The sequence below is a fragment of the Pseudarthrobacter sp. NPDC080039 genome (assembly GCF_040702335.1).
Taxonomy (GTDB): domain Bacteria; phylum Actinomycetota; class Actinomycetes; order Actinomycetales; family Micrococcaceae; genus Arthrobacter; species Arthrobacter enclensis_A.
The window spans coordinates 1-12,072 of record NZ_JBFBKY010000006.1 but is presented as its reverse complement, the minus strand read 5'-3'; the positions used below and the strand labels follow the sequence as shown (position 1 = coordinate 12,072).

General features: G+C 53.4%; 10 protein-coding genes. 9 read left to right on the top strand and 1 reads right to left on the bottom strand.

What is annotated here, in order from left to right; translation table 11 throughout:
* The first annotated feature begins 141 nt into the window (after positions 1-141).
* The 9 genes from AB0313_RS08860 to AB0313_RS08820 all read left to right on the top strand — a co-directional run bounded on the left by AB0313_RS08860 (position 142) and on the right by AB0313_RS08820 (position 10,267).
* Positions 142-318, top strand: coding sequence for a transposase (locus AB0313_RS08860; protein ID WP_366304960.1), 177 nt, complete (start codon positions 142-144; stop codon positions 316-318).
* Positions 319-788: 470 nt separating this feature from the next.
* Entirely contained in the window at positions 789-1,727 is a 939-nt protein-coding gene (locus AB0313_RS08855) for an NAD-dependent epimerase/dehydratase family protein (RefSeq protein ID WP_366304958.1), read from the top strand.
* Between the two features lie 11 nt (positions 1,728-1,738).
* Entirely contained in the window at positions 1,739-2,926 is a 1,188-nt protein-coding gene (locus tag AB0313_RS08850) for a DegT/DnrJ/EryC1/StrS family aminotransferase (RefSeq protein ID WP_366304956.1), read from the top strand.
* A 302-nt stretch (positions 2,927-3,228) separates the two neighbouring features.
* On the top strand, positions 3,229-4,263 hold the full coding sequence (gene gmd / locus AB0313_RS08845) for a GDP-mannose 4,6-dehydratase (protein ID WP_366304954.1): 1,035 nt from the start codon (positions 3,229-3,231) through the stop codon (positions 4,261-4,263).
* Positions 4,264-4,928: 665 nt separating this feature from the next.
* On the top strand, positions 4,929-6,041 hold the full coding sequence (locus AB0313_RS08840) for a glycosyltransferase (protein WP_366304952.1): 1,113 nt from the start codon (positions 4,929-4,931) through the stop codon (positions 6,039-6,041).
* Positions 6,028-7,149: a glycosyltransferase gene (locus tag AB0313_RS08835; RefSeq protein ID WP_366304950.1), complete on the top strand. Its 1,122-nt coding sequence runs from the start codon at positions 6,028-6,030 to the stop codon at positions 7,147-7,149. The genes AB0313_RS08840 and AB0313_RS08835 overlap by 14 nt, the downstream gene beginning before the upstream one ends.
* Positions 7,150-7,169: 20 nt before the next feature.
* Positions 7,170-8,270, top strand: a complete 1,101-nt coding sequence (locus AB0313_RS08830) for a glycosyltransferase (RefSeq protein WP_366304948.1) — start codon at positions 7,170-7,172, stop codon at positions 8,268-8,270.
* On the top strand, positions 8,267-9,505 hold the full coding sequence (locus tag AB0313_RS08825) for a hypothetical protein (RefSeq protein ID WP_366304946.1): 1,239 nt from the start codon (positions 8,267-8,269) through the stop codon (positions 9,503-9,505). The genes AB0313_RS08830 and AB0313_RS08825 overlap by 4 nt, the downstream gene beginning before the upstream one ends.
* Before the next feature lie 258 nt (positions 9,506-9,763).
* Positions 9,764-10,267 carry a hypothetical protein gene (locus AB0313_RS08820; RefSeq protein ID WP_366304944.1) on the top strand — a complete coding sequence of 168 codons (504 nt, stop codon included), beginning with the start codon at positions 9,764-9,766 and terminating at the stop codon, positions 10,265-10,267.
* On the opposite strand, the gene AB0313_RS08815 is transcribed toward AB0313_RS08820, so the two are convergent.
* Positions 10,234-11,574, bottom strand: a complete 1,341-nt coding sequence (locus AB0313_RS08815) for a hypothetical protein (RefSeq protein WP_366304942.1) — start codon at positions 11,572-11,574, stop codon at positions 10,234-10,236. The two genes, AB0313_RS08820 and AB0313_RS08815, sit on opposite strands and share 34 nt — an antisense overlap.
* Positions 11,575-12,072: the final 498 nt, after the last annotated feature.

The window sequence follows — 12,072 nt, the reverse complement described above, 5'->3', positions numbered from 1 at the left end:
ACCCACCAAGGCTTGGAAATGCTACGAACTATGGATCACCACGATCGTGGATCTGGATACCGACCAAGTTCTGGGAATCGTGGACGGCCGCGACAGTGAGGGCGTCCGGATCTTCGCCCCCCGCTTGAATGGCGGATGGGTGTGCAGGTCGTTGCGATCGACCCCTCGACGGCGTTCCGCAAGGCCCTGCGGATGTGGCTGCCACGCACCGGCGTGTCTGTCGATGTATTCCACCTGGTCAAGCTCGGCAACGACATGTGCCAGACACACTTGGCCCACAGCAGCATCACGGGCTTGCCGAAACACGGGATTTCATGAAGCCGAACGCGCCGGCGTCCGTGGCCCACGGAGACGACGCCGTAGTCCGGACAACCGGTGATACGCTGGCCGGACTCGACGCCCAGGACCAGGCCCCTTCCCGTCGTCGTGCAAGAGCTGACGTGAATTCCCTCGACACCGAGCAGCGCATCCAGGCGCCTGCATCACCAGCCATTGGAACAAGACATAGAGTTATTCATGGCGGGGTCTCTTTGATTATTGGTTTGCTTGGTCGCTACCAATTCAAAGAGGCCTTGGCCTCATTCCTTCCGCACCACGCCGCACTACAAGCGGCTGCAGCTACGCCACCAGCCGTAGACCACCCTAACCATGCCCACCTGTGAAGGGCCACTTAAGAGTCTGCGGACCTTTCTGCTAGGCACTAATATGTTTCCAAGATGCCGCGCGTTATATCCAGACTCGCGAGATACATCCGAGCAAGTACGACCTGGTGGTTCGAAGGGATCTCAATGAAAGTAATTCTTACTGGCGGCAATGGCATGATGGCCCGGAATATCCAAGCCGCTTGGAACGCGTCAGGGCAGCAATTCGAGCTCGTCTCGGTAACGCGGAGCGACGCAGATCTCTCCGACTCCGCTGCAACTCTCAAGTTATTCCAGGACATTGACGCAGACGCAATCATCCACACCGCAGCTCGGGTCGGCGGAATCGCCGCCAATATCGCCCACCCAACGTCCTTTCTCACGGAGAACATCGCAGTCGACAGCAGCGTCTTCAGCGCTGCGAAAGCACTCGGAATCGATCGCCTTATCTACTTCGGCAGCTCCTGCATGTATCCGCGGGACTACCGCCAACCGCTCGAGGAGAAAGATATTTTGGCGGCGCCTCTTGAACCAACCAATGAAGGCTATGCTTTGTCGAAGATTGTGGGAGCGAAGTATTGCAGTTACGCTAATTCCGAATACGGCACGAACTATAAAGTACTAATTCCATCCAACCTCTACGGGCCCTTTGATGACTACTCCCTAGACCATGGACATTTGGTGGCAGCAACCCTTCGAAAAGCTCATGAAGCAAAGTTACGACGACAGGAAGAAATACTAGTCTGGGGCGATGGAACCGCCCGTCGCGAATTCACCTACGTACGCGATATCGCTTCTTGGCTAGTAAAGAATCTACACAGATCAGAAGTTTGGCCTACCATGATGAATGTAGGCTGCGGTGTGGACTACACAATACTCGACTTCTACCAGACCGCTCTCAAGGTAGTCGGCTATGAGTGTCGGCTTGCGTTCGACTCTACCAAGCCAACTGGAATGAAACAAAAGTTAATGGACTCAACGATATCGGCGAAATTCGGCTGGTCACCTCAGACATCCCTTCTTGATGGAATGGAAATTGCCTACCGCCACTTTCTGACTCAACAAAAAGCACACTCCTTCGATTAGGAAGATAATTTATGCTACCTTCAATCAAGTCCGAATATCCTCTAGCAACTTCCACTTGGGATGAGGATGAACTTAGTGCCCTGCAATCCGTAATCGAAAAGGGCCGGTTCACTATGGGCCCTCAAGTTGCTGCTTTCGAAAACGAATTCGCAAATTACTTTGGCGCTCAATTTGCCGTCATGGTGAATTCGGGTAGCAGCGCTAATCTCATTGCTCTTGCTGCTCTCATTTTGAACCCTGCAATTGATCTCAACCCTGGTGATGAAGTTATCGTTCCAGCCGTGTCGTGGGCAACCACATATTATCCCGTGCATCAGCTCGGACTCAAACTGAAGTTTGTGGACATTAATATCGACAGCCTGAATATAGACGTCAATTCGATTGAGCAGGCAATAACACCTCAAACTAAGGCCATTCTTGCTGTTAGCCTCCTCGGGAACCCCGTTGAGTTCGCGAAGATTTCCAAATTGTGCCGTGATAATGGAATTGTTCTCATTGAGGATAACTGCGAGTCTATGGGTGCCAGCGTTGACGGTAAGTTCGCTGGCACATTCGGAATAGTCGGGACATTTAGTTCATTCTTCTCGCATCATATTTCCACGATGGAAGGGGGCATGATTGTCACGGACGACCGATACACTTACGAGGCCATGGTCTCCCTACGTGCCCACGGTTGGACTCGGGAACTGAGCCCCGACAACTTGATTTATCCAAAGTCTGGAAATTCTTTTGACGATTCCTTCCGATTTGTTCTGCCGGGTTACAACGTGCGGCCCCTTGAGATGTCAGGGGCACTCGGCCGCCAGCAGCTCAGGAAGCTTCCAAAAATCATCGAGGGTCGGCAAGGCAATGGACTTCACTTCGTCCAGAGGTTCACCGGAGACCCAGATGTTAGAATTCAAAAGATACACGGGACTAGTAGCTGGTTTGGCTTCTCTATCGTTCTCGAAAATGAATTGGCTGGTCGTCGTGAGGAAGTAGTTCGTGCACTAACTGCAGCGAATATTGAATCGCGCCCGATTGTAGCAGGGAATTTTACTCGAAATCCGGTCATGCGTCACCTTAACGCTTCCGTCCCGGACCGGCTACCGGCTGCGGATAAAATTCACCATGATGGGTTGTTTGTTGGAAATCATCACTATGCCATTCCCGATTCCATTGATTATCTAAGGGATACACTGAATCGAATCGATAGATAGAAGTGGATTTTTCGCTGGCGCATTGCTACACAGTTTGAAATAGCTCTTGGAGCTGCTGCGAAAATTCTTGGGGGAGTCTTTGAGTATGCGTTTCGTGCGCAGTGCAAGCTCGCTCCAATATATCGCCTGTTTCTTTCCGTGAAATTGGTAATTTGTTTCCAGCGGTACGCATGGGGATCTTGCACGCTGCGTTTTCCATGCCTAATCAAGCCCCTTGAGTCACTCCCACGACCTGTCCAATTTGAGGCAGGAATCCAAGTTGGCTTAACACGAACAAGAACAGGAACACGAAGGATCAGAATATGAAAAAGGCGTTCATAACGGGAATAACCGGTCAAGACGGGTCCTACCTAACTGAACTACTCCTGCGCAAGGGCTACGAAGTACACGGACTTATCCGGCGCGCATCAACGTTCAATACCGGGCGTATTGACCACCTCTTCCAGGATCCTCACGACCCATCCGCTAAGCTATTTCTTCATCATGGGGATTTGAGCGATGGGGCTCGGCTCGTCACACTTCTCGGTGAGATTCGACCCGATGAGGTCTACAACCTCGCCGCGCAGTCTCACGTTCGCGTAAGTTTCGACGAACCTGAGCATACTGGGGACACTACTGGAATTGGTGCAATACGTCTGCTCGAAGCGGTCAGGATGCTTGGCCTTGATTCGAAGTATTATCAGGCCTCTTCATCAGAAATGTTCGGAGCGACACCTCCGCCCCAAAATGAGTCGACGCCGTTTTATCCTCGATCGCCTTATGGCGCTGCTAAGGTTTATGCATATTGGGTCACGAAGAACTATCGCGAAGCCTACGGAATGTTCGCGGTTAATGGCATCTTGTTTAATCACGAGTCCCCTCGCCGCGGAGAAACCTTCGTAACACGCAAAATTACTCGTGGCGTCGCAGCGATTCTAGCTGGCAAGCAAGAATTTCTCTACATGGGTAACTTGGACGCCGTTCGCGATTGGGGGTATGCACCCGAGTACGTTGAAGGTATGTGGCGAATGCTTCAGGCAGACACGCCGCGGGATTACATTTTAGCTACTGGCGATAATTACACCGTCAAAGATTTCATCGAACTGTCCTTTGCGCACGCTGGACTGGATTGGAGCGAGCACGTTCGCTTCGACCCCCAGTACTTGCGCCCGACTGAAGTCGATGCCCTCGTAGGCGACGCCGGTACTGCAGCACGTGACCTAGGTTGGGTGCCACAAGTTCGCACACCTGAATTAGCCCGACTGATGGTTGACGCTGACATAGCAGCCCTGGCGGCCTCCGGTACTCCTTGGATAGACGAACCGCAGGTTGAGGGTTGGAATATGGCAGCCAGATAGGAGGAGGGAGAATCAGTCACTGCCAGCAATAGAGAACTGCGCATTCAACTCTCTGCTGGTCCAGCAAGCGCTGTCCCTCAACCAAGGCCCCGCGTAGGGAATTTCGAGCGCGCGTAGGGTTGGGCATGTGTCTGTGTTGTGGAAACTTTTCGCGTTGCTTTCGCTGAGGTGGATGTGTTGTGCCCATTCATCTCAGCGGGAGTACCTGCTCTCGCGGTTCATGGGGAGCATGGATCCCTAGGTTAGCTGGACGGTGGGAAAACAGGTACCTCGATAGCGTCATCATCTTGAGGGAAGGTGTGTACCGAGTCGTACCATCTCGAACCGGATGCGCTACAAAGATTAGACTTGGTACATTTGCCATAACGTGCCGGCGGTCGCCCTGCGCGAGGTGACACGCGCCGGAAGTATCCGAGACCCTTCGTTAGCCGATTACCATATCTAAGCACCGCCCAAAATGTTCGCTGTCCCAGGCACCATCCTTGCTAGGCGGCGCTGGAAATGGCCGCGTGCAGAGATCGGTGGGTTGAACCGAACGGATATGCAACAATCAGCAGGGTGGCACTTTCGATGGATGGAAGGCTCAAAGCCGGCCTTGCAGAGAATCGCGGAGCGTTTGCTTGTCCACCAGTAAGCGCCGAATTCCCCTGAAGGAGCCACGAAGTTTGTCCAGAAAAGTTGTAGTAATCGGTACGCGGGGTTACCCGAGTTTCTACGGCGGGTTCGAAACTGCGGTGCGTCATTTGGCACCCTATCTTGCAGATCAAGGATGGGATGTCACTGTATTTGGAAGAGCTGGCGCGATCCAAGACGATGCAAGTAGGGATGCCAGGGTTCGTTCCGTCATCACAAGCGGCTTCGAAACCAAGTCATTGAGCACGCTCAGCTTCGGGTTGGTAGCGACTCTTAAGACCATTCGGATGAAGCCGGATGTTGCGCTGGTAATGAACGTAGCAAATGGTTATTGGCTACCCTTGCTTCGAATATTCCAAATCCCAACGGTCGTAAATGTTGACGGCGTTGAATGGCAACGCGAAAAATGGGGCCCGCTAGCCAAGCTGGTATTCCGAATCGGTGGGCGCCTGACGGCCTGGTTCGCGAATGAGCTTGTGGTTGATGCGGAGGCCATCGGGCAGTTCTGGCACGACAAATATGGGCGGCGGGGCATATTCATCCCATACGGCGGTGTGCAGCCCGAAGCTACTCCCGTTCCGCTGGGACTAACTAGTCGCGGATACATCCTTGTGGTAGCACGGCTCGTACCGGAGAACTCAATTGAACATTTTCTCGACGCGGCTGAAAGCCTTGCGGGGAGATACGACATTGTAATCGTTGGAAGTGCCGGATATGGGGGGGAAATCGAAGCGAAGCTCGCGGCTTTCGCTGATCGTGAGCACTCAGTGCGCTGGCTCGGTCATGTGAGTGACGACAACCTATTGGACAGATTATGGCAACACTGTGGTGTCTATTTTCATGGACACAGTGTAGGCGGAACTAATCCTGCGCTCGTCCAGGCAATGACCTGCGGCGCACCTACTATTGCTTTGGATACGACATACAACAGGGAGGTTCTAGGTAGAAGCGGCCACTTCGTTGAGCAGAGTGGAAAGTCAATTGCGGCCGCGATTGAGGCTCTAATTTCGAACGCAAAAGAACAATCCCGGTTATCGGAGTTGGCTCGATCGCGAGCACTGAAGGTCTACACGTGGACAAAAGTGTGTTCGTCCTATAATTCCCTCCTCTCAGCATTCTCCAAGGATAAACATGCGTCCAGCTAATATCGGGCAGCCCCTTTTATTTATTCACTCATCAAACGAATTATACGGCTCAGATCGAATGCTGCTTGAAGTCCTAGCGACTCTGCCACTCGCCATGCGCGATCAAGCGCTCGTATGGATACCAGATGATTCTGAAGGATCTGCTCTGACTGAAAGACTCAGTTCTCTGGGATTTGCTTGGCGGATACTGCCGTTGCCAGTTCTTCGTCGTCAGTATTTCTCTCTGCGGGGACTTTTCGGACGCCTGCGAAATGCGTTCTCGGCATGGTTGGCAATGACCCGTTTGCGTCCATCAGTTGTTTACTGTACGACATCAGCATCCTTGGGATCGGCTCCAGTCGCCAGAGCAGCGGGTGCACGACGGGTATTTCTCCATGTCCAAGAGGTGTGGTCCGGGGGAGAAGTCGGAGTTCTATCAGTTCTTGCCAGCTTAACGTCGGATCGAATATGCATCTCTCGGACCGTCGAGTCCGCTTTGCCGCGTCATCTAAGGCGGCGTTCGACCGTTATTCTGAATTCTGTACCGGATTCCGCGTTGGTTGTTCGTTCGGCGGCAGAGAATACAGGACCGCTGACGTTTCTTATGGCTAGCCGGTGGTCCCCCACAAAGGGATACGAAACCTTACTTCGAGCTTGGGTGGATGGTCCCCCTCCGGGACAGCTTCACATACTAGGAGGAATGCCTCCGAACGGGAACGGCATAGATGTGCGCAGTTTACTGAAGGACTTGGGCAGCCCCGAGACAGTGGAAGTTTTAGGTGAAGTGGAGCATATCGACCAGTACCTCGTTGCAGCCGATTTTCTAATATTCCCGTCAGATACACCTGAAGGTTTCGGCCTCCTAGCAGTAGAAGCATTTCGAAACGCGAGAGCAGTTATTGCTTCAAGGAGTGGAGGGCTCAATGAAGTGGTAAAGGAAGGGGTTACTGGTCACACATTCGCCCCTCGAGACAGCGATGGACTTAGGGCCATACTTTCCTCCTGCACGAGGTCTGAGGCTGCGAGCATGGGTAGAGCAGCAAGGATCACATATGAAACCCAATACTCCTCTGACAGATATGCTGCCGACTTCCAGACGGTGTGGAGTTCCCTCGGGATCTGCGATTAAATGCTTGGCGTAGGACGAAAATGATAGGAACTGTTGGCGCGAATATGGTAGCTCAAAGAAGACCAAAAGTCCTGGTGGTGGATCCGAATGCCGGTATCGCCACAGGCCATCATGCGCATTGGTTTGAACGGCTTAGGAAGTCGCTCGATTCATTTGGAATTAATTCACAGATGTCTGTTCACCCACGCGTCCCAGAATCTGGAACGAACGCGGAATGGTACGGGCATGCGATTCCCGACTCTATTGCGAGTGACGCCAGTCAACTCATCTTCACGTCTGGAGATGATGCGCTATTCCCTATATTGCGGCATTTGCGGAAAGTTCGAAGCTCAGGAAAACCGGTTCACATATTTCTCTTTCGTATGGCAAAGCAGCCGCGGCCATTTGGCCGACTCACGTTAGCTGCGAAGATAATGATGTTGATAATATTGAGAATTTTCGTAACTAAATGCAGAGTTTACGTTCTGCAAATGCCGATCGGCACGTCTCCAAGATGGCATACGTGGATTGGGCTGATTCCCGTGCTTGATTCATCCGGCACGGAAGTACGAAATCTACATGGTAAAACCGCTGCTAGGAGGGCCTATGACTTGTACGTACCACCCAATCATCAAGTTCTATTAGTTATTGGGATGCTGGGCCCAGGAAAACATGTGGACACTATAGTTAGGGCTTGGCAACATAGCAGAGTGGCGAACGCTTCTTTAGTCTTCGTAGGTGAGGCACCCGACGATATTCATTCTCTGTTACTTCAAGCATCCAGGGAGATTCCTTCCCTTTGCTACGTGCCGGGGCGAGCTACGGATGACGACTTTGATCGGCTAATTGAAGGTGCAGATGCCGTCGTAGCCCTGTACAGGTACTCCGCATCGAGCGGCGTTGTGCTCCGGGCGCTTGCTATGGGGACGCGGGTCTTGGTCGGCGGTTCAACGATATTCGTCCGCCAGCTGAAACACGTGGCAGGTGTAAAGGTGATCCAAAGTGTAAATGTCCTTTCGGTCAGTACGTCGCTTAGCGAGATTCTCCGTCTGCCGGTTGTCCCGTCAATAAACTTGGACTCAAATGACGCGCGCGTGTTTCCAGGGCCGCTAGTCGAGGGTGTACGAGGGCTAGAAAAATGAAACGCTTTTTTTTTAGCGGCAGTGCGCTTTTTTCTGTATCGCAAGGTTTTAGTTCCATTTCGAACCTTTTGATTGGAATTGGGCTATCTCGAAATATGTCGGCCACTCAATTTGGTTCGGTTGCACTCGTTCTGACCTTCATATATTTTGCTGTGTCATTACAACGTAGTTCAATTGGGGATTCATCGTTGATATTCTCGCCTACCCATCCCGGAATATCTCGCGCTGCAGTGAATGTGACCCTACTTACGGCAGTAAGTGTTTTTGCAATAATGACCGTCGCCCATTGTATATTTTCGTCCTTGTACCCTACTTACCTTCCGCTTCTTGGCGGTGTTCTAGTCGCCCAGGACGGATTGAGGTATGGACTCGTTGCAATCAAGAAGCGGATGGCTCTTTTTGTTGGAGACATCCTCTGGGTTGCCAATTCGGGACTCGTCCTCGTTCTCGTAGGTTCTGGAGGATTAGACTTGCGTCAAGCTATCGAGATTTGGTTGACGATAGCGTGCGGTATCTGCGTTTTCTTGTGGCTTCAGTTCAAAGCTGCGGGCCCGTCCGGCACGTCCGTGGCTGAGTTTGTGCGAATTACCTCGAGGGTTAGTGGCTGGTCTGCCCTTCAGTTCGTTCTCGGAAATGGTTCAATTCAGGCCGCACTTACGCTGTTCGCTCTGGCAGTTGGCGCGAATAATTTTGCGGGGTTCCGTGCAACTCAAATGGTACTTTCCCCCCTTATTGTCGGTACGCTGGCATTGGCTTCTCCGCTTCTGTCCTTCATTGTGTCCCGAAGGGAGACAGGTTGGTCGAAGGCTCAGGCATACGTATCGTCGGCCATACTCGGGGTTGGGGTTGGCGCTCTCGGTGCCGTCGCCGCATGGCAAGGCCGTTGGCTTATTGAACTGATACCTGGGGCGCAGTACGTCGGTTTCAGGGATTTACTGATTCCAGGCGCCGTCGCACTGGTATTCGTTGCCGCCAATGTGCCCATAGCTTCAAGCCTTTTGTCGATGATGAAGGGGAGATCATTTTTCATGGCCTCCGTGGGAGCAACAGTTCCGACGTCCGCTCTAATTGTGTGGGCGGCTGTTGTCGGCGGCTTACGGTCGGCCGCTTGGGCCATGGCCTTCCAGTATGCCGTCATTACGGTGTCCTGCGCGGTTGCTTTGGGCTTGGCCGGCAAGCGCACTAATGCAAGGCGAAGCCTTATTCAGACGGCCAGCACGACAAAAGCCCTTTGATGACTCTTCGCGGTTCGTGAGGAAAGACAAAGGGGCCCCTGGCCCTGCTGAGATGAGTGTGTCTAGCATTCAACCTGGAACAGGACCACCAGCCTTTGAAACGCTGATTCACGCGCGGCTGCCGGCGAGCCGGTGATGGGTTATGGGGCTCTTCGCGGTTGGTGGGGATTTGAGTTCGTGTCGTTGAAGACAAAAGGGCCCGTGGCCTGGCTGGGATGAGTGTGTCTAGCATTCAACCTGAAACAGGACCATGAGCCTTTGAACGAGCCTACCGGGGTCGCAGCCGACGCTGCCACCATCCTCTTCAACCTGCCCGACTACCGCGTCATCTCCACCACCATCACCGCCGGGCGGCGGCAGGTCACCATCGAAACCGACCAACCGCCGGGCTGCCCAAGCTGCGGGGTCATCTCCTCCCGACGGAAAGAGCGCCAGCTTCAGCGGCTCCGCGACATTGCCGTCGCCGAGCAGGTGGAGATGTTCTGGTCCAAGTACCGCTGGTACTGCGAAGAACCCGCGTGCGACCGGCTGTCGTTTTTCGAATCCACCCCGCAAGTGCCGCGCCGGGCCCGGTCCACCAGCCGGCTGCGGGACCAGCTCGTGGACGCTGTCATCCGCTCCGGCAGGGCCGTGTCGGAGACCGCCGCGGGCTTCGATGTGTCCTGGGTGGATGGTTCGTGGCTCTTCGTGGTAGAGCCGGGTAACCGCATTTTCGGACCAAACGTGAGTTACTTGTCGTTGCCAATTTTGACCATTGGATAACTCAATTCGCGTGACGAACCAAAAATTTGTGGGTGGACGGTGTCCATAGGCCAGCCGACCCCGTCAAAACACATCAGCACTACAGCAGCAATGAGAGCGTATGCGATATGGTCGGAGTCAGCCATTGGGCTGAACAGCAGGTCCCATGACGCTGACATCACCGCGAAGAGAGGAACGGCTCCTAGATATCTCACGGCAGAAACGCACAACGGAAACGCCTTTACAAATATCCAGGCCATAACTGCCGCGAGCGCGACACCCCCCACTCCGAAGTGGGCCCATAGATCTACAGTGTTCGAATGCAGGTCAAGGCGGTTGCCGAAAACATTAACGGTCCAATACTGGAGTGCGGTGAAGTCGCCTCCGGCGGCAGTGACGGCCCTCAAAGCATCGGACTGCATGGCATCTCCCGGCGTCACGCCTATACCAAAGCCAAACGGAGATTGTTTGAACAACTCGATGGAAGCGGCCCACTCGGATCGCCCTGAGGTCAAAAGATCCCGTCCGCCACTTGTCTGAGCTATCGTTCTGCTTTGGATCTCCAGACCAAACAAGCCGGACATCATGGACTGAACCATAACGTACGACATAATTGCAAATCCCACTGCAATACCCAAAAAGGATGTCTTCGGATGCATTCTTATCCATTTGACTCGGCGTTTTCCGATGAACGTACAGGCCAGCACAGTGATGGATATAAGAGCCATGGTTCGGGCATCATTGGCAGCACTCACGGCTGCAGAAGTGGAGAGGACCAACCGCGTCCAGAAGGACCCGTGTCTAGCGGCTAGAGCTAGGGCGAGCAGAGTAAGAGACAGCCCGATTCCAAATTTCCACGATAGATCGTTGGACTTGAGGGCAGCCGAGGTGGCTGCACCGGCGGAAAGCAGGACGAATCCCCGATAGACGTCCACGCGCTCGAAGCACCAAACGCCGGCAACGACTATGGCAGGCATCGCAGTCACCCAGCCTACCATCATCAAAACTTCTAATTCGGAACTCAGCGAATCACCCTCGTGGGTGAGGAGAAATCTCATGAAGAGGCCAACTATGGCGGCCAGCAGCGATGTGGATATAAGTTTCCCGAGATCCCTAGTCCGTTGGACGGTACCTCGAAAGAGCCCGACGGAAAGCAGGAAAAGCGCTACTACCGCTCCTGCCGGGAAAAGACTCAGGCCGGGAACTTTGAACACCATGAAGAATAGAGCGACATGGGCGACGCCCGCCTCGAAGGTGCTAGGAACGCATTCGCCGAGGTGAAAAGGCAGCCGACGACTCGCGGTGCCTTTTTTTGCGTTCAGACTCATTTGGATCTCAAATTCTCTTAGTCGTCGCAAGCAGGCTCAGGACGTGGAATGCTCTGGTCGTGCGTTCGTGCCTTCATTGTTGACTATCGGGTAGAGACGCAAGAATGCTTGTATACTTCAGAATTCTTCCGCGAATTCGCGGGTTCGTCTACTTCTGCACGATAGGACAAGCTTGCAGTCACGTCGAATGCTGCGACCAACCCGCTGCAGCTTTATCGGCATCAGGGCGGGATGTCCTGCCGTTGACTCTCTGCCAGGTCAGTCATGATTCTAAACAGAGTTGAGGGCTCCGCCAAACACGCTGGTTCTGAAACATCTCCCTGACTTCGCGTGAAGGATGGAACCTTGTCGGCGTGCATGTATTCGGACTCTTGGATCGATGCCATGGGGACTCTGCTGAATAAGGCGTATTCAACCGGTCGAAGCAACACCCGATTACGGAGGTGTTGGATGTCGGTTCGCAATCGGCAGAAGCAAGTACGGGCGTATCGAGGGCAG

Bases quoted from the DNA above. Each gene is read 5' to 3' on its own strand.
- AB0313_RS08855 (WP_366304958.1), top strand. From the start codon at position 789: ATGAAAGTAATTCTTACTGGCGGCAATGGCATGATGGCCCGGAATATC.
- AB0313_RS08850 (WP_366304956.1), top strand. From the start codon at position 1,739: ATGCTACCTTCAATCAAGTCCGAATATCCTCTAGCAACTTCCACTTGG.
- gmd (WP_366304954.1), top strand. From the start codon at position 3,229: ATGAAAAAGGCGTTCATAACGGGAATAACCGGTCAAGACGGGTCCTAC.
- AB0313_RS08835 (WP_366304950.1), top strand. From the start codon at position 6,028: ATGCGTCCAGCTAATATCGGGCAGCCCCTTTTATTTATTCACTCATCA.
- AB0313_RS08830 (WP_366304948.1), top strand. From the start codon at position 7,170: ATGATAGGAACTGTTGGCGCGAATATGGTAGCTCAAAGAAGACCAAAA.
- AB0313_RS08825 (WP_366304946.1), top strand. From the start codon at position 8,267: ATGAAACGCTTTTTTTTTAGCGGCAGTGCGCTTTTTTCTGTATCGCAA.
- AB0313_RS08815 (WP_366304942.1), bottom strand. From the start codon at position 11,574: ATGAGTCTGAACGCAAAAAAAGGCACCGCGAGTCGTCGGCTGCCTTTT.